The 22,554-nt window shown below is 63.6% G+C and carries 20 protein-coding genes and 1 pseudogene; 14 read left to right on the plus strand and 7 right to left on the minus strand.

Annotation, left to right across the window (positions count from 1 at the left end; all coding sequences use genetic code 11):
• The first annotated feature begins 11 nt into the window (after positions 1-11).
• A complete protein-coding gene (locus DID99_RS13400) occupies positions 12-1,139 on the plus strand; it encodes an aminotransferase class V-fold PLP-dependent enzyme (protein ID WP_124666918.1) in 1,128 nt (375 codons plus the stop codon).
• A gap of 321 nt (positions 1,140-1,460) precedes the next feature.
• Here DID99_RS13400 and DID99_RS13405 read toward each other — a convergent pair whose 3' ends face one another.
• Positions 1,461-2,273 (minus strand): DNA-binding transcriptional regulator, encoded by an 813-nt coding sequence (locus DID99_RS13405; protein WP_124485182.1) that lies wholly within the window; start codon positions 2,271-2,273, stop codon positions 1,461-1,463.
• Between the two features lie 163 nt (positions 2,274-2,436).
• On the opposite strand from DID99_RS13405, the gene DID99_RS13410 reads away from it, so the two are divergent.
• Genes DID99_RS13410 through DID99_RS13440 form a run of 7 tightly spaced genes read left to right on the plus strand, consistent with a single transcriptional unit; the run spans position 2,437 to position 10,240 of the window.
• Positions 2,437-4,284 (plus strand): bifunctional 3-(3-hydroxy-phenyl)propionate/3-hydroxycinnamic acid hydroxylase, encoded by a 1,848-nt coding sequence (locus DID99_RS13410; RefSeq protein WP_124666919.1) that lies wholly within the window; start codon positions 2,437-2,439, stop codon positions 4,282-4,284.
• Between the two features lies 1 nt (position 4,285).
• Entirely contained in the window at positions 4,286-5,239 is a 954-nt protein-coding gene (locus DID99_RS13415) for a 3-carboxyethylcatechol 2,3-dioxygenase (protein ID WP_124666920.1), read from the plus strand.
• 4 nt (positions 5,240-5,243) lie between these two features.
• Complete coding sequence (mhpD, locus tag DID99_RS13420; protein ID WP_124666921.1) at positions 5,244-6,032, plus strand: 2-keto-4-pentenoate hydratase; 789 nt, start codon at positions 5,244-5,246, stop codon at positions 6,030-6,032.
• 17 nt (positions 6,033-6,049) lie between these two features.
• A complete protein-coding gene (locus DID99_RS13425; RefSeq protein WP_124485186.1) occupies positions 6,050-6,997 on the plus strand; it encodes an acetaldehyde dehydrogenase (acetylating) in 948 nt (315 codons plus the stop codon).
• A gap of 15 nt (positions 6,998-7,012) precedes the next feature.
• The gene (gene dmpG, locus DID99_RS13430) at positions 7,013-8,035 is read left to right on the plus strand and encodes a 4-hydroxy-2-oxovalerate aldolase (RefSeq protein ID WP_311767492.1); all 1,023 of its coding nucleotides are present in this window, start codon (positions 7,013-7,015) and stop codon (positions 8,033-8,035) included.
• Between the two features lie 58 nt (positions 8,036-8,093).
• Positions 8,094-9,347 (plus strand): 3-(3-hydroxy-phenyl)propionate transporter MhpT, encoded by a 1,254-nt coding sequence (gene mhpT / locus DID99_RS13435; RefSeq protein WP_124666923.1) that lies wholly within the window; start codon positions 8,094-8,096, stop codon positions 9,345-9,347.
• A 14-nt stretch (positions 9,348-9,361) separates the two neighbouring features.
• Positions 9,362-10,240 carry an alpha/beta fold hydrolase gene (locus tag DID99_RS13440; protein WP_124521544.1) on the plus strand — a complete coding sequence of 293 codons (879 nt, stop codon included), beginning with the start codon at positions 9,362-9,364 and terminating at the stop codon, positions 10,238-10,240.
• 326 nt (positions 10,241-10,566) lie between these two features.
• Here the strand turns inward: DID99_RS13440 and DID99_RS13445 are convergent, their stop codons facing one another.
• A complete protein-coding gene (locus tag DID99_RS13445) occupies positions 10,567-11,574 on the minus strand; it encodes a HEAT repeat domain-containing protein (RefSeq protein ID WP_124666924.1) in 1,008 nt (335 codons plus the stop codon).
• A 145-nt stretch (positions 11,575-11,719) separates the two neighbouring features.
• Positions 11,720-12,493: a hypothetical protein gene (locus tag DID99_RS13450; protein ID WP_221623051.1), complete on the minus strand. Its 774-nt coding sequence runs from the start codon at positions 12,491-12,493 to the stop codon at positions 11,720-11,722.
• A 106-nt stretch (positions 12,494-12,599) separates the two neighbouring features.
• Here DID99_RS13450 and DID99_RS13455 point away from each other — a divergent pair, with 106 nt between their 5' ends.
• Complete coding sequence (locus DID99_RS13455; RefSeq protein WP_124666925.1) at positions 12,600-13,166, plus strand: nucleotidyltransferase family protein; 567 nt, start codon at positions 12,600-12,602, stop codon at positions 13,164-13,166.
• Between the two features lie 79 nt (positions 13,167-13,245).
• The gene (locus DID99_RS13460; RefSeq protein WP_124666926.1) at positions 13,246-13,773 is read left to right on the plus strand and encodes a 2'-5' RNA ligase family protein; all 528 of its coding nucleotides are present in this window, start codon (positions 13,246-13,248) and stop codon (positions 13,771-13,773) included.
• Positions 13,774-13,968: 195 nt separating this feature from the next.
• Here the strand turns inward: DID99_RS13460 and DID99_RS13465 are convergent, their stop codons facing one another.
• Positions 13,969-14,526 carry a DUF6891 domain-containing protein gene (locus DID99_RS13465; protein ID WP_124666927.1) on the minus strand — a complete coding sequence of 186 codons (558 nt, stop codon included), beginning with the start codon at positions 14,524-14,526 and terminating at the stop codon, positions 13,969-13,971.
• 239 nt (positions 14,527-14,765) lie between these two features.
• On the opposite strand from DID99_RS13465, the pseudogene DID99_RS13470 reads away from it, so the two are divergent.
• Both DID99_RS13470 and DID99_RS13475 read left to right on the plus strand, forming a co-directional pair.
• A pseudogene (locus DID99_RS13470) lies at positions 14,766-15,848 on the plus strand (IS630 family transposase).
• 13 nt (positions 15,849-15,861) lie between these two features.
• Entirely contained in the window at positions 15,862-16,161 is a 300-nt protein-coding gene (locus DID99_RS13475; protein WP_124666928.1) for a hypothetical protein, read from the plus strand.
• 59 nt (positions 16,162-16,220) lie between these two features.
• On the opposite strand, the gene DID99_RS13480 is transcribed toward DID99_RS13475, so the two are convergent.
• The 3 genes from DID99_RS13480 to DID99_RS13490 form a co-directional block, all read right to left on the minus strand.
• Positions 16,221-16,853, minus strand: coding sequence for a hypothetical protein (locus tag DID99_RS13480; RefSeq protein ID WP_124666929.1), 633 nt, complete (start codon positions 16,851-16,853; stop codon positions 16,221-16,223).
• A gap of 403 nt (positions 16,854-17,256) precedes the next feature.
• Positions 17,257-17,985: a transporter substrate-binding domain-containing protein gene (locus tag DID99_RS13485; protein ID WP_124666930.1), complete on the minus strand. Its 729-nt coding sequence runs from the start codon at positions 17,983-17,985 to the stop codon at positions 17,257-17,259.
• Between the two features lie 124 nt (positions 17,986-18,109).
• Positions 18,110-20,410: an NADP-dependent malic enzyme gene (locus DID99_RS13490; protein WP_124521810.1), complete on the minus strand. Its 2,301-nt coding sequence runs from the start codon at positions 20,408-20,410 to the stop codon at positions 18,110-18,112.
• A gap of 136 nt (positions 20,411-20,546) precedes the next feature.
• Here DID99_RS13490 and DID99_RS13495 point away from each other — a divergent pair, with 136 nt between their 5' ends.
• Both DID99_RS13495 and DID99_RS13500 read left to right on the plus strand, forming a co-directional pair.
• Complete coding sequence (locus DID99_RS13495; RefSeq protein ID WP_044847779.1) at positions 20,547-21,518, plus strand: LysR substrate-binding domain-containing protein; 972 nt, start codon at positions 20,547-20,549, stop codon at positions 21,516-21,518.
• Between the two features lie 677 nt (positions 21,519-22,195).
• The coding region (locus DID99_RS13500; RefSeq protein ID WP_409362697.1) for a porin at positions 22,196-22,554 on the plus strand (359 nt) is incomplete at its 3' end.

The raw sequence follows: 22,554 nt of genomic DNA on the forward strand, positions 1-22,554 counted from the left end.
CGGAGGCGAACGTGCCAGGATTACTTCCCGATGTCGACCGCGACGGGCTTCTCGAATACTCGGTGGTGTACACCGACCGGTCGATCAATCACATGTCGCAGCGCTTCCAGGGCGTGATGCGCGACATTTCCGCTGCGCTGAAGAAGGTCTACAACGCGAAGGCGGTCGCAATCGTCCCGGGTAGCGGGACGTTCGGCATGGAAGCCGTGGCCCGGCAGTTCGCGACGAACAGGAAGTGCCTCGTCATCCGCAACGGCTGGTTCAGTTTCCGCTGGTCGCAGATTTTCGACATGGGCAGCATTCCGTCCGAGTCGATCGTGCTGAAGGCGCGTCCGGTCGAAGCGGGCAGACAGGCCGCCTTTGCGCCGGCGCCGATCGATGAAGTCGTTGCGGCGATTCGCGAGCACAAGCCGGATCTGGTGTTCGCGCCGCACGTCGAAACCGCGTCGGGGATGATGCTGCCCGATGCGTATCTGCGTGCGGTCGCCGACGCCGTGCATGCGGTCGGCGGCATGTTCGTGCTCGATTGCATCGCGTCCGGCACGATCTGGGTCGACATGGAAGCGAGCGGTGTCGACGTGCTGATCAGCGCACCGCAAAAGGGCTGGAGCGCGTCGCCCGGCTGTGCGCTGGTGATGCTCGGTGCGCTCGCCCGCGAGCGCATCGATGCGACGACGAGCACCAGTTTCGCGTGCGATCTGCGCAAGTGGCTGCAGATCATGGAAGCGTACGAAAGCGGCGGGTTCGCGTATCACGCGACGATGCCCACCGATAGCCTCGCGACGCTGCGCGACGTGATCAAGGAAACGGACGCGTACGGCTTCGACAAGGTGAGGGCGGAACAACTGGAGCTCGGCACGCGGATTCGTGCGTTGCTCGCCGAGAAGGGGTTCCGGAGTGTCGCGGCCGAAGGCTTCGAGGCACCGGGTGTCGTCGTCTGTTATACCGATGACGACGATATCCGGTCCGGCAAGAAATTTGCCGATGTCGGCATGCAGATCGCGGCCGGCGTGCCGTTGCAATGCGATGAGCCGGCGGATTTCAAGACTTTCCGGATCGGCTTGTTCGGGCTCGACAAGCTGAATGATGTCGATGCGGCGGTTGTGCGGTTCGCGAGTGCGCTGGAGCGGGTGCTGTAGCGTGTTGCCGATCCAGGCATGTGTTGCGGCGCATGACGTGACGAGATCGATCCGATCACGCGTCACCGATGCGCCGCGTTTTCCGAATGCCGCCGCGATTGATCATCGGCCGATGAATGGATGGGCCTGAGTCGAAGCGGATACGCACTGGCTACGAGCGCTCGCGTGCGAACCCGATGTGTAAAAGGTTGGACTGGGTCAAACAGGCGGCGTCAGGTCGGCTGACTTAGTTCGGCCGTGCTCGGCCGTCCGGCGCGGTCGGCACATAGTCATTTGCGTGACCGTTCGGCTCCGTTCACGACATTCAGCCGGTCCAGGTGCCTACGTTGATGCACGGGGACGCGTTGCTGGTTCCTGCCTCAATGCTTCGGCAATATCCAATGCTGCCTTTTGCAGCTCGGGCACATAGCGGCGAGTGGCATCTTCGAGACTTACCGCGCGCGACAGGAAGACGACATTGAGACTGGCGATCACGCGTTCGTCCGCGCTGATCGCGACCGCCACCGCGCCGATTTTCGCCTGCGCGGTCCAGTCGCCGTGATTCGATCCGAAACCATCTTCGCGCACACGCCGGATCAGCTTGCGCACGAGCGTATCGTTTCTCGCGAACGCCTGTTGTTCTTCACCGCCCGCGCCGGAGCGCAACAGGTCCAGAATATCCTCGCGCTCCTCATCGGGGCACATTGCGAAGTAGGCGCGGCCCGCAGCCGTCAGCAACATCGGCAAACGCCGCCCTACCATCGCGCGATGAAACGACAGCCGGCTGAAGCGGTGCGTCGTCTCGCGGATGATCATCGCGTCGCCATCGGGCGTGGTCAGATCGGATGGCCACGCGACGCGCTGCAGCAGCTGCCCCATGATCGGCGGCGCCACGGTGGCGATGCGCTCGGTATCGGTGAAGCCTTCGCTCAAGGAACGCACGGCGAGCGTCAGGCGGAAGCTGTCGTCCGATGTGCTGCGGCGCACGAATCCTTCCTCCATCAACGTTTCGAGCAGGCGGCGCACCGTAGTGCGATGCAGGCCGGTCAGATCGGCGATCTGCTGACTCGTCGCGCGTCCGTTTTCCATCGCATTCAGAGCCCGCAGTACCTGGAGGCCGCGCGCCAGTCCGCGCACGTTCGTGTAGGTCGTCACGGAAAAATCCCATTGAAATCAATGATGTGCATTCTATGCACATTCCGGAGATTTTGTTGAGGGTGTTTTCCGCCATCCATAAACTGCGTCCATAAGCTGAACGATCGAGAGCCAGGCGCTTCGTCGGTTCGGCACATCGGACAAGCCCAGTCAGGAGACAAGCATGCGCCCCGCCTTTGAACCGGCGGCCGGCAACGGCCGCGCTCATCCTCACGAAACGACACATCGTTCGATCGACGCAGATGTCGCCATCATCGGCGCGGGCCCGGTCGGCCTGATGATCGCGAACATTCTCGGCCTGCAGGGCGTGCGCGTCGTCGTTATCGAGAAGCTCGCGCAGATCATCGACTATCCGCGCGCCATCGGCCTCGACGACGAAGCACTGCGCGTATTCCAGTCGGTCGGCCTTGTCGACGAGCTGCTGCCGCACACCACACCGAATCACTGGATGCGCTTCACGCTGAAAGGGAAGTGCTTCGCGTCGATCGAGCCGCGCACCGACGAGTTCGGCTGGCCACGCCGCAATGCATTCATCCAGCCGCTCGCCGACCAGATTCTGTACCGCGGTCTCGGGCGTTTCGAGAATGTATCGACGCTGCTTGGCCACAGTGTCGACAGCTTCGCGCAGGACGAGAGCGGGGTGACCCTCGACGTGACAGACGCGAACGGTGCGAAGACAACGATCCGTGCCGCGTACATGGTCGGCGCGGACGGCGGCAACAGTTTTGTGCGCCGCGCGCTCGACGTGCCGTTCGAAGGCCGCACGAAGCCGAATCAATGGATCGTGATCGACGTGCGCAACGACCCGATCGGCTCTCCGCATGTCTATCTGCATTGCGACGCGCGGCGTCCGTACGTTTCGGCAGCGCTGCCGCACGGCATCCGGCGCTTCGAATTCATGGTGATGCCGGGCGAGACGGAGGAGGAACTGTCGAAACCGGAGAACATGGCGGCGTTGGTGCGCGGGGTCGTCGACGATCCTGACAAGGTCGACTACATTCGCCGGCGGGTCTATACGCACAACGCGCGGCTCGCGAGCACGTTCCGCGTCAAACGCATCCTGCTCGCGGGGGACGCAGCGCACATCATGCCGGTGTGGCAGGGGCAGGGCTACAACAGCGGCATTCGTGACGCGAGCAATCTCGGCTGGAAGCTTGCGATGGTCGTGAAAGGCACCGCGCACGACGCGCTGCTCGATACCTACACGACGGAGCGGCGTGCCCATGCGCGCTCGATGATCCACCTGTCGGAGGTCGCGGGCGATATCTTCGCGCCGACGAGCTTCTTCGGATCGAAAGTGCGTGACGCGTTCGTGCGCTGCTTCGATGTGCTGCCCTCCATGAAGCGCTATTTCGTCGAGATGCGCTTCAAGCCGATGCCGCGCTATGAAGAGGGCGTCGTGCTTCTGGCGCGACGCGCGCGGTCCGAAGGGCTGCTCCCGCGCATGATCGCGAAGCGCGGACACGGCGCGTTCGGCAGGCTGGTCGGTTTGATGAGCGAGAAACGTGAATCGCTGATCGGGCGGATGGTGCACGGCCGCGATGCGCAGGCTGGCACTCCTGTGGGCCGCATGTTCATCCAGCCACGCGTGCGTCTGGTGGATGGCAGCATCGTCCGGCTCGACGATGCGATCGGCAACCGCTTCGCGATCGTGGGGTGGGGCACGGACCCGACCTTCGGCCTGACTCCCGAGGCGCGCCGCATCTGGAACGCGCTTGGGGGGTGTTTCGTGATCGCGAAGCCCGACCCGCAGCTCGCCTTCCACGACGACGTGCCTGACGACGTGATCGCCGTTGGCGATGTCGACTCGCGCCTGCGCGACTGGTTCGCGCGCGTGCCCGAATCGGTCGTGCTGTTGCGGCCCGACCGCTTCGTGGCCGGCATGTGCTCGCCGCAATGTGTATCGGGTTGCGTGTCGCAGCTTGCGCAACGGCTGTCGCTTGTGATGGCAACGGGCGCGACGGCCAACGGCGCGACGTTCGCGCACGCCGCCGACCTGGTAGGGGCCTGAGATGCCGATTCATCTCGAATGCATGTCGCACACGCCCTTGCACGGGTATTTCGACCCCAGTCCGGAAGTCGTCGCGGAAGTCGAACTGGTGCAGCGCGCGGCGCGCGAGCGGGTCGATGCGTTCGATCCGGAGCTGGTGATCGTGTTCGCGCCGGACCACTACAACGGATTTTTCTACGACGTGATGCCGCAGTTCTGCATCGGCGTGAGTGCGACGGCCATCGGCGATTTCGGCAGCGCGGCCGGCCCGTTGCCCGTCGCGCGCGATGTGGCGCTCGCGCTCGCCGATGCCGCAATCGCGAGCGATATCGACGTAGCCGTTTCGTATCGCATGCAGGTCGATCACGGCTGCGCGCAGGCGCTCGAGGTACTCACCGGTGGCATCGATCGCTATCCAGTAGTGCCCGTTTTCATCAACTCGGTTGCGCCGCCGATGGCGTCGTGCCGCCGCGCCCGGCTGCTCGGCGATGCGATCGGCCGTGCCGTCGCGCGCATGCCGCGGCGCGTGTTGCTGATCGGCTCGGGCGGTATTTCGCATGAGCCGCCGGTGCCGGAAATCTCGGGCGCGGACGATGTCGTCGCGGAACGGTTGATCGCGGGGCGCAACCCGTCACAGGAGTCGCGCGATGCGCGGCAGTCGCGCACCGTCGCGGCGGCCAAGGCATTCGCGGCGGGTGACAGCCGGCTGCATCCGCTCAATCCCGCATGGGACCAGAAATTTCTCGAACTGCTCGAACGCGGTGAACTCACCGCCGCCGATGGCTTCACGAACGAAGCGATCACGCGCGAGGCAGGCAAGTCCGCACATGAGATCCGCACGTGGGTTGCGGCATTCGGTGCGCTTGCGGCGAGCGGTCGCTACGAGGCATCGATCGATTACTACCGTGCGATTCCGGAATGGATCGCGGGCTTCGGCGCGATGCACGCGCGAGAACGGACTCTTTCCAGGAGATAGAACCATGTCGGATGACAGCAACATTCTTTCGATGGCCGCGCGCCTGCGTGAGGCGCAGTCCTTGCGTCGGACGATCGCGCCACTGCGCGATACGTGTCCCGAAGGCGATCCGGCACTCGCGTACGCGATCCAGCAGATCAACAACGACTTGCGCGCGGCGAACGGCGAGCGCGTCGTCGGCAGGAAGATCGGCCTGACTTCGCCCGCGGTGCAGAAGCAACTCGGCGTCGATCAGCCCGACTTCGGCGCGTTGTTCGCGTCGATGGCTTACGGCGACAGCCAGCCGATGCCGCTCGCCTCGTTGATTCAGCCGAAGGTCGAAGCGGAGATCGCACTCGTGCTCGACCGCGACCTGACCGCCGAGAAACACACCTTCGCGGATCTGATCTCGGCGACCGCGTATGCGGTGGCCGCGATCGAGGTCGTCGACAGTCGCATCCGCGACTGGGATATCCGGTTTTTCGACACCGTCGCGGACAACGCGTCGAGCGCGCTGTTCGTGCTCGGTAGCCGGCCGGTGCTGCTGCGCGATATCGAGCTGAGCGCGTGTGCCATGACGCTCACGCAGGACGGCGAAGTGCTTTCACGCGGCAATGGAAGTGCGTGCCTCGGCAATCCACTGAATGCGGCTGCGTGGCTCGCGGATCGGATGGTTCGACTCGGCACGCCGCTGCGCGCCGGCGACATCGTGCTGACGGGTGCGCTCGGCCCGATGGTCGCGGTGAACGCGGCCGGCACTTATACGGCACACATCGAAGGGCTCGGCGGTGTGCGCGCCAGTTTCAGCGAATGACGGACGGAGACATTTCCATGGCAGCAGACAACACCAAGTGCAAAGCCGCGATCATCGGATCGGGCAACATCGGCACCGACCTGATGATAAAGATCATGCGTCGCAGCCGGCATCTCGAAGTCGCGGCGATGGTCGGCATCGATCCGGCCTCGGACGGTCTCGCGCGCGCGGCGAAGCTCGGCGTGGCGACGACGCATGACGGCGTGGAAGGGCTTGCGCGCCTGCCCGTGTTCGACCAGATCGACTTCGTGTTCGATGCGACGTCTGCCGGCGCACATGTGGCGAACGACGCGTTCCTGCGCACGCTCAAGCCAGGCATCCGCATGATCGATCTGACGCCCGCTGCCATCGGCCCGTACTGCGTGCCGGTGGTGAACCTCGACGCGCAACTCGATGCGCCGAACGTGAACATGGTCACGTGCGGCGGACAGGCGACGATCCCGATGGTCGCGGCAGTGTCGCGGGTCGCGAAGGTGCATTACGCGGAGATCGTCGCGTCGATCAGCAGCAAGTCGGCGGGACCTGGTACGCGCGCCAACATCGACGAGTTCACCGAGACGACGTCGAAGGCGATCGAAGCGGTCGGCGGTGCCGGCAAGGGCAAGGCGATCATCGTGCTCAACCCGGCCGAGCCTCCGCTCATGATGCGCGACACGGTCTATGTGCTGTCCGAAGCGGCAGACCGGACGCTGATCGAAACGTCCGTCGATCAGATGGCCGCGGCGGTCCAGGCCTATGTGCCCGGCTATCGCCTGAAGCAATCCGTGCAGTTCGACGACATCCCCTCCGCTGCGCCGTTGCATATTCCCGGACTCGGCCGTTTCAGCGGCCTGAAGACCTCGATCTTCATCGAAGTGGAAGGCGCGGCCCATTATCTGCCGGCCTACGCGGGCAATCTCGACATCATGACTTCCGCCGCGCTGGCAACGGCCGAACGCATGGCCGCGTCGCTCGTGAACGCCTGAAGCAAGGAGCACCCGATCATGGACAAAAAACTCTATATCTCCGATGTGACGCTGCGCGACGGCATGCACGCGATCCGTCATCAGTATTCGATTCAGAACGTTCAGGACATTGCCCGCGCGCTGGATGAAGCGAAGGTCGACAGCATCGAGGTCGCACATGGCGACGGCCTGCAGGGTTCGAGCTTCAACTACGGCTTCGGCGCGCACAGTGATCTGGAATGGATCGAGGCGGTAGCCGATGTGGTGAAGCACGCGAAAATCGCGACGCTGCTGCTGCCCGGCATCGGCACGATTCACGACCTGAAGGCCGCGTACGACGCGGGCGCGCGTGTCGTACGTGTCGCGACCCATTGCACGGAAGCGGACATTTCCAAGCAGCACATCGAATATGCGCGCAGCCTCGGCATGGATACCGTCGGCTTTCTGATGATGAGCCACATGACCACGCCTGACCACCTCGCTATCGAGGCGAAGAAGATGGAAAGCTACGGCGCGACCTGCGTGTACGTGGTCGATTCCGGCGGCGCGATGAACATGAACGACATCCGTGCGCGCTTCAGGGCGCTCAAGGCCGTGCTTCGCCCCGAGACCCACACGGGCATGCATGCCCATCACAACCTGAGCCTCGGCGTGGCCAACTCGATCGTCGCGGTCGAGGAGGGGTGCGACCGCATCGATGCGAGCCTGGCGGGCATGGGTGCGGGAGCGGGCAATGCCCCGCTCGAAGTGTTCATCGCGGCGGCCGAGCGCCTTGGCTGGCATCACGGCACCGATCTCTATCGCCTGCTCGATGCGGCCGACGATATCGTCCGCCCGTTGCAGGACCGACCGGTGCGGGTGGACCGCGAAACGCTCGCGCTCGGCTATGCGGGCGTGTATTCGAGCTTCCTGCGGCATTCTGAAATCGCGGCGAAGAAGTACGGCCTGAAAGCCGTCGACATTCTCGTCGAGCTCGGCAAGCGACGCATGGTGGGCGGTCAGGAAGACATGATCGTCGATGTCGCGCTCGATCTGAAGAAGCGCGAAGCACGCGCCTGAACCATTCGGTATGCCACGCGCCATGAAGAGCGCTGCATCGTTCAACCTGGAGACATCAATGAAAACGTCAACGGCTTCCCCCCCGCGCGCCGGCAGCGCCATCACCATCGGCCTGTGCTTCGCAGTCGCGCTCCTCGAAGGGCTCGATCTGCAATCCACCGGCATCGCCGCGCCGCGCATGGCACGCGAGTTTCATCTCGCTGCCGCGCAGCTCGGCTGGGCATTCGGCATCGGCGCGCTCGGTCTGCTGCCGGGCGCGGCGATTGGCGGCAGGCTCGCGGATCGCATCGGCCGCAAGCGCGTGCTGATGATGTCGGTCGCACTGTTCGGGATATTTTCGATCGCAACGACCCAGGTGTGGGATCTGCAGAGCCTGCTCGTCGTGCGCTTTCTCACGGGCCTCGGTCTCGGCGCTGCGATGCCGAACCTGATCGCGCTGTGTGCGGAGGCGGCAGCGCCCGGACAACGCAGCACGGCGGTCGGCGCGATGTACTGCGGCATGCCCTTCGGAGCGGCGCTCGCGGCGGTAATCGGCATCGTCAGCCCGAGCGTCGAGGCCTGGCGGCATATCTTCTATGTCGGCGGGATCGGCCCGCTGCTGACCTTGCCGCTGCTGGCGCTTTTCATTAAGGAGTCGACGCACTTCGTCGCGGCTGGCCAGGGTGCGACCCATGAGTCGAAGGACGGCATCGCGCGCGCGCTCTTCAGTGACGGGCGTGCGGTGACGACCATCGCGTTGTGGGTCAGCTATTTGGGGACGCTGATCGTGCTGTACTTCTTGATGAACTGGTTGCCGTCGATGGTGCTCTCGCACGGCCTCACGCCGGTACAGGCAAGCATCGTGCAGATGATGTTCAACATCGGTGGCGGCATCGGTGCGATCGTGATCGCCGGCCTGATGGATCGCATCGGCAAGCGCGTGGTCGTGGTCGGCATGTATACCGGCATCGCGACTGCGTTGCTTGCGCTCGCCAGCGCGAACGGCAGCACGTCGATGGCATTGGGCGGCCTGCTGGCGGGCCTGTTTCTCGTCGGCACGCAGTCAGTGCTGTACGCGCTCGCCGGTGCAACGTATCCGACGCGGGTTCGAGGCACGGGCGTCGGCGCGGCGGTGGCCGTCGGCCGCGTCGGCTCGATGGTAGGCCCGCTGATCGCCGGGCAACTGTTTGCGCTCGGCCAGAGCGCGTCGATGCTCGTGATCTCCAGCATTCCGCTCATCGTGATCGCGGCGCTCGGCGCGCTCGCGGTGGTCGGGAAATTTCCGCGCGAGTCGGCCGACGGCTCGCGCACGTTTGGAACCGAATCAATCTGACGAAGGATATCGACATGACTGACACTGTGACTCATAGCGAAGCCGCGACCAGCAAGTATGTGAACGTGGTGGAAGGCGGCACGGAACTGCGCGTGCACTACAACGACACCGGCGCGGGCAAGGAAACGCTCGTTCTGCTGCACGGCTCTGGTCCCGGCGCGAGCGGCTGGGCGAACTTCCATCGCAATGTGGACGCGTTCGCGAACGCGGGTTATCGCGTGATCCTCGTCGACTGTCCCGGCTGGGGCAAGAGCGATTCGATCGTCTGCACCGGCTCGCGCTCCGACCTCAACGCGCGCGTGCTGAAAGGCGTGCTGGATACGCTCGGCATCGAACGCGCGCATCTCGTCGGCAACTCGATGGGCGGGCATAGCGCGGTGGCCTTCGCGTTGTCGTATCCGGAGCGCGTCGGCAAGCTGGTGCTGATGGGCGGCGGCACGGGCGGTCCGAGCCAGTTTGTGCCGATGCCGACCGAAGGCATCAAGCTGCTGCAAGGGCTGTATCGCAACCCAACGCTCGAGAACCTGAAGAAGATGCTCAATGTGTTCGTCTACGATGCGAGCACGATGACGGAAGAGCTGATGCAGACGCGGCTCGATAATATGCTGGCGCGGCGCGATCATCTCGAGAACTTCGTGAAGAGTCTGGCGGCCAATCCGAAGCAATTTCCAGACTACGGTCACCGGCTGAACGAAATCAAGGCGCCCGCGCTCGTGATTTGGGGGCGCGATGACCGTTTCGTGCCGATGGATGTCGGCCTGCGGCTCGTTTGGGGTATGCCGAACGCCGATCTGCATGTGTTCGGGCGCTGCGGGCACTGGGCGCAATGGGAGCACGCAGAGCGATTCAACCGGATGGTGCTGGAGTTCCTGCGCCAACAACAAGCCGTTTAGTCTGCTTTCCGCAATCCTTCCGTCGGGCGGCTTCTGTGCTTTGAAAGCGGCCGTCGACGGGCACCGGCGTCGCACGACCGAGATGGGTCGGCGACGGTCGACCGCGTGCGGCGGTAGCCGGCCACCAGCTGACATTTGGCGTCTGAAGTCGAAATGCTGGCTTCTCTGCTATCTCCGGCCGCTCCTGATATGAGATCCTCCCGGACAAGCGCACGTCTGCTGCCGAGCAAGCGAGCAGACTATTTCCCCGCCGACAGATCCGGGAGAGACAGGAAATGAGGGCATTCGCCCCCAAGGAATAGGCCGACTATCAAACTCAAACTCGACTACGTTGGCGCGTCGTTGCGAATACCGATCACGTAACGCGCATTGCGCGCCACGGACGGGTCTGGATCGGCGGCCAGCCGGGCAAGCAGGGCCGACGCCGTGCCATTGAATTCGGCGAGCGCCTGACAAATCCGTACACGGGTCGGGACATCGGCTCGACCGTCCGAGATCGCTGTTTCAAAGCGCTCCACAATTTGCATTGCGATCGCGGGGTCTTCCGCCAAATCGGCTAACGCATCGGCCGCCTCGACATCGTGAGTCCCGCCAAGAACCTGCTCGATCAGCAGGGGAATGGCGTCGCGTATCCCCCATCCGCCCAGCACCCGCGCAGCGCGATACCGCACGCGCTCCGCGGGGTCGAGGAGCGAGCCACGCAAGGTCTCCACCGCATCGGAACCGCCGAGTTTCGCCAGCGCGAGCACGGCCCGTTCGCGTACTGCCGGATCGGGCTGTTGAAGCGCCGCGCCAAGTACGCTGGCGCCGCTGCCTACGGTTCTTCCAAGCGCCCAGTGCAGCGCACCTGCGACATTCGGCTCTTGTTCCTGGAGCAGTGCGTGGGCGATGAGTGCTGCAAGCGGGGCATCGCTGGACGCCGCGTCAAACGCAGCACGCTGTCTCTCAGGCGCATGCGTCGACTCCAGTCCTTTCAACAGATGCACGACATCAAGCACTGCTGACCAATCATCGGGAGAGGTGGCGGACACAGAAGTCAGCCGGCAAAGCAACGCTTGCTCTGCGGCCAGCCGCTCGCGGCTGCGAACCATCAGCGCGTCAATGAGCACATCGGGGTGAGGCGCCTGTTGGCTGAGCGCCTGACGCACCTCGGCCAGCCCAAGGCCCAGCGAGCGCAGGCTCTCCACCTGGAACAGGCGCAAGGCATCGGCTTGCGAATACTCGCGGTATCCCGCTTCCGTACGTCCCGATGGGCTGACCAGTCCGATCGCGTCGTAGTGCCGCAGCATGCGCGCGCTGACGCCGGAACGATTGGCCAACTCGCTGATGCGCATCACTTGTCTCCGGTGTCATCTGGTTCACGCCGCGTCGTGTCTCGGCCTTGGCTCCCATCGAGCCTCGAAAATTCTAACAAACCGCCAACGGCTTCCATCACCTCGGCCAACACGTGGCTCATCACATCGATCGCCGTCAATCCGCCTATTCATCGGCGTAGGGCAACGGTGCACCTGCGCGCCACGCATCGGATGGATCGAGCACAAACGCACTCTCCGGGTCCGCGATGAGCCTGAGGCTCGCGCAGGCATGAACGCGAACCGCCGGGTCCGTGTGTCGTACCGCCGCATCGAGCGGGGCCATGGCGTCGTCTCCAAGCATGAGTAAGGCCCGGCTCAGACTCCGCTTGAGGTCCTTGTCGCCGCGGCCCAGCTCGCGAACCAGTTCGCGTGCCAGGGCGGCTCGTTGCCAGGTCGGCATCAGCCCTGCCGCGGTGCGCCACGCAGTTCGTGCCACCTCAGGATCGGGGTCATGTAGATGCCCGCTCGTGATCGCTGACCAGGTTGCGGGGTCGCCGATCTTCGAGAGCGTATGCAGCGCCTGGCTACGCGCTTGCGCCAACGGCGAGCGCAGCTCGTCAAGCAGCAATGGCAAGGTCAGATCCTGCGCATGCCGGGTGAGCGCCCATGTGAGCATGTCGCGAACGAAGAAATCCGGTTCGACACCGCAACGCTTCACCAGTAGCGTGATCTGGCCTGGATCGGGAGCCGTGCCGGCACCCAGCGCAGCCGCAAGACGGAGCGAAGCGTCCGGATGCTCGAGTGCCGTGGTCAGTGCGTGACGGGAAGTCGGGGGATAGTGACGGGTCATGAACGCCTCCTCGCCCGACAGTGGACGCCTTGTCACTGTGACAAGGTCAAGTGTTTTCGGACGAGGGGCGAATTGCACGCCCAGGCAGCCGTTCGTGGGGCCGATCATCGCTTCCTCCGCGGGTGACGGGCGGCCAGTTCCGGTCACTCGACAGTGTGGCCGGATTTGATGACAATCTGAGCAGTGCTGCTCGTTTAGGCTGCGTAGATCCGCGATGAATCTCAATGAAAGATTAGTCGAAATAGCCCGACAGTCATCTTGGTGTCTGTCGGCGCTGTCGGCGGCACGTGCAATGGGCCTGAAATCCTGGTGCATTGGCGCAGGGGCCATTCGCAATTTGGTCTGGGACTCGCTCCATGGATATGTGACTCCGACACGCCTAGCCGACGTCGATTTAGCCTACTTCGACCCGTCCGACTTGTCGTCGATTCGCGATGCCGAAATCCAGCGCAGCCTCACGGCGCAGTGTCCCGAAATTCCGTGGGAGGTCACGAATCAGGCCGCTGTTCATCTCTGGTTCGAGAGCGCCTTTGGGCATCCGGTGCCCCCCTTCGGTTCACTGGCCGAAGCCATTGCGTCGTGGCCGGAGTACACGACGACGGTAGGGCTGACTTTGCTTCGTGACGGGACAATTGATGTCTGCGCGCCATACGGGCTCGACGACCTCTTTTCCATGGTGGTACGACGCAATCCAGCGCGTGTCAGCATTGATACCTATCTTCAGCGAATCCAGCAGAAAAGATACAAGGACCGCTGGCCCCGTGTGACCATCATCATTTAGAGATGCCGCAGGCAGTCAAGGGGCGAGTTACCGACGGAAGTCGACCATAAATGGTCAATCGACGCGAGAGGATTCCCGAATGCTCACAACAGCGTTCGTCGTTGAGGTTCCCGCAGCCGAGTCAACAGTAGCGGACCTTCGGAGCCGGTTTGATGCTACCTCTGACTTGGGCGTGCCGGCGCATATCACGGTCCTGTTTCCCTTCATGCCGCCTGATGAAATTACGCCCGATGTCCTTCATCAGGCACAAAGCGCGCTGAGTAACGTGCGGCCGTTCGAATTTTCGTTGAGGAAGGTCGAGCGGTTTGCGGTCACCACTTATCTTGCTCCCGATCCGCCAGAACCGTTTGTCGCCTTGACGACTGCGCTGGTCGAGCGATTCCCCATGTTTCGCCCCTATGGTGGCGGACACGATGGCATCGTCCCACATCTGACTGTCGCACACGGCGATGCTGCGACAGCACATTTGGCTGCCGTCGAGCTCGAACATCGTCTGTATGCGCGGGAGGCGATTCGAACGTGCTGTAGCGCTGTCGCTCTGCTGGGGAACTCGTCGGGCCGCTGGAGGAAGATGTATGTGATCGATCTTCCAAATGTCTACGTGTAGTGACGATCGACCGCAGTCCGGTCTGAACTGTTCCATGGGACTATGCGTCTGGCCGATCTGAAGCGAATGGCTGCTTTGTAGAAAGCTGACCGTCCGCTTCAGGTCGATCACCACCATTGGCGACGAACAGTCGTATTATCCGAGACCTAATCTGACGTCGACCCACCAGTCAGATCCCGGCCTATACACCCGATGCTACCGATGGCGTCTCTTCCAGTCGAACGATGGAAGCTCGATACGACTGGCGACAGACCCGTTCCAGGACGTTTCGAACCCGGCCCGCCCAAGCGCTTCCGCGACCCGGCGGCCCACTACCGCACCACGCGCGTCGTCGCCGGCGAGGTCGCCGAAGGCGAGCGTGAGGCCGTGTCCATCCAGCGCTCTTTCGACATCCTGTCCGTGATAAAAGCAGTACCCGTGATAGCGCCCTTGCGGCGCGTCCTGCACGGCTTCCGAAACGTCCGAGTGGCCATCCGACATCGTGTATCCGGCGTTCGACAGCGCGCAGATGCCGTCGTCGTCCAGTTCATCGAACACGCGATCCAGCCGATCGCAATCCGTCTCCCAAGGCCAGGACCGTTCTGCCGCAGCCTTGCGCTCGAATTCCGACTCGATGAAACCTTCCGGCCGATCCGCGTCGCAGTCCGGCTCCAGGATGTCCTCCATCATTTCCCGCACATCATCGGGGTCGTTAAAGCCCGACCAGACCCATTTGGTGATGCACTCCATCACGTATTTTTCGGTGTCCGTCACGTCATGGCCTCCAGGTGTCGTCTTCGACGTTCAACGCCGCTGCCGGCCGTTACCCGTCAGCGACAGTCCTGCTCGACAGTTCGCACCGGCGTATTGAAACCGTGTCGAGCGGCGAACGTCCCTCCGGAAAACGGTTCGGCGTCTCGACGCGCGCCAGCGGCGCCGCCCGCTTTCGCGAGCACTAGTACGACATCCCGTAAATTGGTTGAATAATTAATCGCCCCGGATATCATGACGGGATGAGCCGAGGCCGCCATGCAACGCCGGTGAAGCTGGCAAATAAAGAACGACAGGAACTGCCCTCGCGGATTGAGCGGAAGACGGCTGCGCAGCGAGATGTGATGCGCGCGCGCATCGCATTGTGAGCCCACGAGGGCCACTCCAATACGGTGATTGCGCGGGAACTTGGGGTATCCGTACAAACGGTCTGCCTGTGGCGCAAGCGCATAGCGCGGCAAGGTGTCCAAGGCATTCGCGAGTGCGAGCGCGGTGGCCGTCCGCCACGCATTACGCACGAAGCGCGACTACAGTTGATTGCGCTGGCGTGTGAAGCGCAGGAACCTGAGGGACGTGTCACGCCGACGCTCGACGAGATTGTGGCGCGTGCGGTGGAGCGCGGCGTCGTCGAGCAGATCAGCCGTAGCCACGTGCAGCGCATTCTGCAGGCCGGAGATGTACGCCCGCACCGGGTCCGGCAATGGCTGCACAGTCCAGATCCGGTCTTTCGCGAGAAGGTCAACGGGATTTGCAAGTTGTACCACAAGGCACTGCGAAACGCGGTGGTGCTCAGTATCGACGAGAAGACCGGCATTCAGGCCATCGAGCGCAAGCACCCGGGACGCTCGCCCGCACCAAGACGGCTGCGTCGTCGTGAATTCGAATATATCCGTCACGGCACCCAGGCGTTGATTGCCGCGCTCGATGTGCATACCGGACAGGTGCTGGCAGAGCGCCGTGATCGGCGTACCCGGGACGATCTGGTCGCCTTCATGGAGCGCGTGGCAGTCGCGTACCGGGGCAAACAGGTGCACGTGGTTTGGGACAACCTGAACACGCATCGCGCCCAAACCGTCTGGCAGGCATTCAACACGCGGCACGGCAAGCGGTTTCACTTCCACTTCACGCCGTTGCACGCGAGCTGGGTCAATCAGATCGAACTCTGGTTTGCCCGCTACACGCGCCGGGTGCTGCGGCACGCCAGTCACACCAGCACCGCGCATCTGCGCGAGCGCACCGAGCAGTTCGTCAACGAACGGAATCAGGCCGCGCGCCCATTCAAATGGAGTTCCCGGGGCTATCCGCTACAAGGCGGCGCATCGTAATCGAGGGACCGACATGCCAGCTTTACCCGCCAAACACAACGCTCTTGAACTGCAGCGACAACTGCGCAGCCTGCTCGGCCATGAGCGGATCGTCACGCAAGCCTACGGGCGTCACCTGCTGATTAAACGTCTGGACGACGAGGAGCCGACCGTGGTGGCTCGGCTGACCGAACTCGGCCGCAGTCGTTATGGCGCCGCCTTTCGCAGCAATAGTGGACGTTGGGAACCCCTGCCAGGCTCCGGTACGCTCGACGAAATGACCGAGGTGGTCGTCACGCTGCTGCTGCCGTACTTGCAGCCCGACAATTATTAAACCTCTTTGCAGGATATTGTACTAGCCTGCGTCGGATCGACCGACAGTCGTCGTCGACGTCACTGCACCTGATACTGGTCGAGCAGTAGCGAATAGCCGAACGACGGCCCATTTAGGTAGCCGTTGTTCAACACGTCGTAACGGACAAAACGCTTGACTTGCGGTGCGTACCACAGTGTCTCTGCAATCGCGCCGCGCGCGCGCGCATTGATCTTCTCCCACATGCCGCTTGCCGCGATCTTGATTGTGTCGAACGTGCCTGCCGGTACGGTCACGCGTTCCGGTCCCAAAACCGTGAATTCGAGCTCGCTCTTGAATGGGTCGCCGCTGCCATCGCTCCAGCCCACGGTGGCTTTCCATGACTTGCCGGGTGTAAGCGGGAAGTCGAGGTAGCGATATCTGGCATTCTGTCCGTCTATTTCGGTCGGCATGGACCAGGAGCGGTCAGTCTGGAAATCGCTCGGCGCGCTGTTGTCCGGCGTGCGGGTGACCATGACGGTCTCGCCAGATACCGAGGTGACCTTTAACTGGAAGTGCGACACCTTAACTTTGTCGATGGGGTCTCGGCGCGTATAGCTCCAACTGTCGCCGACCTTGAGTACAGGCGGATCGGTCGCCAGACCTGAATCTTGCGCCCATACCGCGCCCGAGAGCGTGAACGCGACGATCATGGCGGGCAGCGCGCTCTTCATGGTTCCCCCCTTGTCCCTGACCCATGTCGCTGTGCAAATGCGCGAGCGCACGAGGACCGGCGCCGCATATCGACCGGTAATCAAGATGCAGAGTGACTATAGATGGCCGCATAGTGATATGCAAGGCGAGGACGCTCGTGGTCGCGTGTTTCCGCGCCATCTGCTACTTCACGCGAGACGTGGGCGCGACCTTGGGGAAGGGGAAGCACCCGGAGCAGAAAATAGTAGAGTTGCGTGATGGCCTCAACTCATCCTCACAGGATAACCGCGGCATTTAATTATTCAGTGCAATTGCGGCATGTTGTACTAGCACGAGTACAAGCGTGCGCAATGCGCAGCTTCCAGCATCACCATGTCGAATGCGCTTTCTCCAGTTGCCGGTGCTCATCGTCGCGGCACCGTTTCAGCGGAGGGCAGGATCGATTTCGGCACTGCTCAATCCGAATCCCGCCATGCGCGCGCGATGCTCCGGCGAGCCCAGATACGAGCGCAACTGCCGGTTGATCGCATCGAGCAGCGCGCTGTTTTGTCGATTGAACGAGAAGGCACCCAACGGAGGCCGGTGGTGTATCCGGTCCGCTACCGGTTCGTGCGCGACGGCCTCGAGCAATGCGCCGCCCATCCGCTTCGCCACGATCCGAAGTCCGAGCGCAGTACTCGCGTACGCGTCGACCGCGCCGGCGCGCACCGCGTCGATTGCATCGGCTTGCCGGTCGAACAGGGTGATCTGATGCTCGCTCACGCCCGCGGCTTTCGCCGAGTCGTGCTGTACCTGTCCGGTAATGATGCCAAGACGTGCATCGGGACGCGCGGCAAGCGAGGCATAGCGGGTCAGTTGCTTCGGGTTTCCGGCGCGAACGAGAAAGCCGTCCGCGATTCCCCACACGGGTACGCTGAACGCGACCTTGGCGGCGCGTTCCGGCGTAACGAAGAGCGGAACGTTCATGTCCCAGCGGCCTGCGGCGACACCGGGCAGCAGTTCACTGAACGTCGTCAGGTGAGGTTCGATCCGCGTGACACCGATCGCCCGAAGGATCTCGCCGGCGAGATCGAGGTCGGCACCGGTTGCCGTGCCATCTGGTTCCGTCCATCCAAATGGCGGTTCGTCGAGGTATGCAATCGTTACCTTCATCGCGTCTTCTCGCGAGCAGGGACGGCCGCCGAATCGGCAGCCGATTGCCGACGATTCTAATACTCCGCTCGCAGGACAGGGCCGGCCGCAGCCGGCCCCCATCATGCGACTACCTGGGCCGCACTCAACCCGCCACGTTCCGATTCGCTTCGATCACGGTCAACGCCGTCATGTTCACGATCCGTCGCACGGTCGCGCTCGACGTGAGGATGTTCACCGGCGCATTGACCCCCAGCAGGAACGGCCCGACCGCGACGTTGCTGCCGGCTTCCGTCTTGAGCAGGTTGTAAGCGATGTTCCCCGCATCGACGTTCGGGCACACGAGCAGGTTCGCCGCGCCCTTCAGCGGCGACATCGGCAGCAGCCGCGCACGCAGCGCCTCATCGAGCGCGCAGTCGCCATGCATCTCGCCATCGGCTTCGATATCCGGCGCGTGCGCGCGGATGATCTCGAGCGCCTTGCGCATCTTCACGCCCGACGCCGCGCTGCCCGACCCGAAGTTCGACCGCGACAGCAGCGCGGCCTTCGGCGTGAGGTTCAGCCATTCCATCTGCCGCGCGGCCGCGATCGTGAATTCAGCGATCTGCTCGGCATCCGGGTTGTCGTTCACGTGCGTATCCACGAGCGCGACCGTCCGCTGATTGAGCAGCAGGATGTTCATCGCCGCGTAGGTCGATGCATCGGGCTTCTTGCCGATCACTTCATCGACGAAGCGCAGGTGGTTGTGATACTCGCCGACCGTCCCGCAGATCATCCCGTCCGCATCGCCGAGCCGCACCATCATCGCGCCGATCAGCGTCAGGCGCCGGCGCATCTCGACGCGCGCCATTTCCTTCGAGATGCCGTCGCGGCAGCGCAGTTCCCAATACGTGGTCCAGTATTGCGGGAAGCGCTCGTCGTATTCCGGATTGGTCACCTCGACGTCCTGACCGAGACGCAGGCGCAGGCCGAACCGCTCGATCCGCGCGAGCAGCACTTCCGGACGGCCGACCAGGATCGGGCGCGCGAGCTTCTCGTCGACGATCACCTGCACCGCGCGGAGCACGCGCTCGTCCTCGCCTTCGGTGAACACGATGCGTGCCTTGCCGCCGTCGCGCACGAGCTGGCGTGCGGTCGCGAACAGCGGCTTCATGAACGCGCCCGAGTGGTAGACGAACTGCTGCAGCTGCTCGACATACGCGTCGAGATCCGCAAGCGGGCGCGTCGCCACGCCGCCTTCGATCGCCGCCTTGGCGACGGCCGGCGCGATACGCACGATCAGGCGCGGATCGAACGGCTTCGGAATCAGGTATTGCGGACCGAACGACACTTCGTCGCCGCCGTAGGCCGCCGCGACGATATCGTTCTGCTCTTCCTGCGCGAGGCCGGCGATCGCGTGAACCGCGGCGATTTCCATTTCGCGGGTGATCGTCGTCGCGCCCACATCCAGCGCGCCGCGGAAGATGTACGGGAAGCAGAGAACGTTATTGACCTGGTTCGGGAAATCCGAGCGGCCGGTCGCGATCACGACGTCGTCGCGCGTCGCGTGCGCGAGTTCCGGGAAGATCTCCGGCGTCGGGTTGGCGAGCGCGAGAATCAGCGGCCGTGCGGCCATCGCCTTCAGCATCTCCGGCTTCAGGATGCCGCCGACCGACAACCCGAGGAACACGTCCGCGTCGCCGATTACTTCGGACAGCGTGCGCGCATCGGTTTCCTGCGCGAAGCGTTCCTTGGCCGGATCCATCAGCGTGGTGCGGCCGCGATAGACGACGCCTTCGATATCCGTCGCCCAGATGTTCGCGACCGGCAGCCCGAGGTCGACGAGCAGGTCCAGGCAGGCCAGCGCCGCCGCGCCGGCACCGGACGTCACGACCTTCACTTCCTTGATCGACTTCCCGACCACCTTCAGCCCGTTGATGAACGCGGCGGCGACGGTGATGGCGGTGCCGTGCTGGTCGTCGTGAAAGACGGGAATCTTCATGCGCTCGCGCAGCTTGCGCTCGACGGTGAAGCACTCCGGCGCCTTGATGTCCTCGAGGTTGATCCCGCCGAAGGTGGGCTCGAGCCCGGCGATGATGTCGACGAGCTTGTCCGGGTCGGTTTCGTTGATCTCGATGTCGAACACGTCGATCCCCGCGAACTTCTTGAACAGCACGGCCTTGCCTTCCATGACCGGCTTGGACGCGAGCGCGCCGATGTTGCCCAGACCCAGCACGGCGGTGCCGTTGGTGATGACACCCACCAGATTCCCGCGGCTCGTGAAGCGGTGCGCGTTCAGCGGCTCGGCGGCGATCGACTCGCAGACGCTGGCGACGCCGGGCGTGTAGGCGAGCGCGAGATCGCGCTGCGTCACGAGCGGCTTGCTGGCGACGACGGAGATCTTCCCCGGGGTCGGAAACTCGTGATAGTCGTACGCGGCCTGCTGCTGGGTCTCTGTCTGTTTCATGTTGTCGGGTCCGGGCGTGCGCGTCAGGCCAGTCCCGACGCGATCCATGGAGGTGATTCTAGGGATCAGCCATAAGGAGATGATTCTGTTTTAATATCGGTCCATCACTTTTTCATGATGGTGCGGCGGTACGGCAATGACATTCGACGCGAACGACGTGGTCAGGCGGCTTGGCGCGCGCCTGAAGATGCGGCACCTGATGCTGTTGCTGCAGATCCAGCAGCACGGGTCGCTGACGCGCGTCGCGGAGCACATGGCCAGCAGCCAGCCCGCCGTGACGAACGCGCTGTCCGAGCTGGAAAGCATGTTCGGCACGCCGCTGTTCGAGCGCTCGTCGCGCGGGATGCGGCCGACCGCGCTCGGTTCGGTCGTGCTCGAGCGCGCCAAGGCGATGCTGAAGGATCTCGACCATCTCGCCCGCGAGATGGAGGCGGTCGCCGCCGGCCATGCGGCGCACCTGCATATCGGCGTGATTCCGTTTATTTCGGGCCAGATGCTGTCGGCGGCGCTCAAGCGCCTGCAGTCCCGGATGGAACGGCGCCTGACCGTGACGATCCACGAGGGCACCAGCGATCAGCTGCTGTTGCAGCTCAAGGACCACAGCGTCGATCTCGTGATCGGGCGGGCATCGTCGGCGATCGATCTGGGGCAGGTCTCCTTCGAAGTCCTGTACCAGCAGCAGCCCCGCATGATCGCGAGCCGGCGGCTCGCCGCGAAACTGGCCCGCACGAAACTCGACTGGGAGAAGCTGCACGCGCTGGACTGGATTCTCGGCGCGCCCCACACGCCGATGCGGGAGCAGGTGACCGACCTGTTTCTGTCGGCGGGCATCGCGCCGCCCGTGCCGATCGTCGAAAGCTACTCGTCGAAGCTGATCGGCGAAATGATCGCGTCGAGCGACGACGCGGTGTCGATCGTGCCGGCCGATATCGCGGAAGAAATGGTGCGCATCGCCGGCGTGGCGATCGTGCCTTACTCGCTGGTCTGGACGCTGCCGCCCATCGCGCTGTTTACCCGCGCCGCCGAATCGCATGCGCCGACGCGGGATGTGCTCGTGCAGGCGCTGCGCGAGATCTGCAGGGAAACCTACGTCGAAACGCCGCGATAAGCCTTCGGGTGGCGGCCGGTACGTGCGCGGCCGGCAACCGCGTCATTCCCGCTTCTCATCGTCCACCGATTCACATGGCGTGCTGTGGCGGGCGTGTTGCAATTGCATGGATCGTCATCGTCAACTGCGTCGTCAACCATCACTGGAGCGTCACGGCGCATGGCCGGCAACAGAGGCGGCAAGTCCGATGCTGGCACGACTCGATTTCGTCATCAAGAAACGAGCGGCATGGGTGAGTTTCCAAATAGTGGTTGTTCATCGCGCGGTGCTTGTCCTACCCTCATAATCGGTCCACAAGGAAGGCTCGCGGCGGCCGCGTACCGTATCGATTCCATCGTCTTTGTCACTTGTTCCGTCGCAGTTCGGCGGATTATCAACGTCAGGCGCGTGCATGTCGATTCGTATGGTATGCGTTGCACCATCGCTGCCGTGATGGCATGGGTTGCCGGCCAACGATAATGCGCCGGCGTGTGCGGTGCGATCGGCAAGCAGCCGTTTGCAGGAAGGGTATCGGGATGTCGGGCAACCTGCTCGCGCCTGGCGCGGTGAGGGCCCGGATGTTTTTTCGATCGATTGCGGACACAACGTGCGCGCTCGCGAGGCATGCAGCGGGCGGTCGAGACGTGGAGGGGGCGAGCTTGATTTTGCGACTCACATTCAAACATTTCGCATCGCTGATCGTGGCCGCCGCACCGGCGGCCGCGTTCGCGCAGACGAGCGTGACGCTGTACGGCCGGATCGACGGCGGCGTCGAATACCTGAACCACATCGCGACGCCCGGCGGCAGCTCGACGCGCTGGAGCGCGGAAGGCGGCGACTGGGGCACCAGCATGTTCGGCCTGAAGGGCTTCGAGGATCTCGGCGGCGGGATGTCGACGGTCTTCAACCTGGAAACCGCGTTCCAGGTGATGAACGGCACGACGGGCGGCGGACGCATGTGGTCGCGCCGCGCGTATGTCGGCCTGAAGAGCGACACGTGGGGCCAGCTGCAGGCCGGCCGCAACCTGTTCATCGACAGCGACGGCGTGTGGGAATT

This window comes from Burkholderia sp. Bp8986 (assembly GCF_003854225.1).
In the GTDB taxonomy this organism is placed as follows: domain Bacteria; phylum Pseudomonadota; class Gammaproteobacteria; order Burkholderiales; family Burkholderiaceae; genus Burkholderia.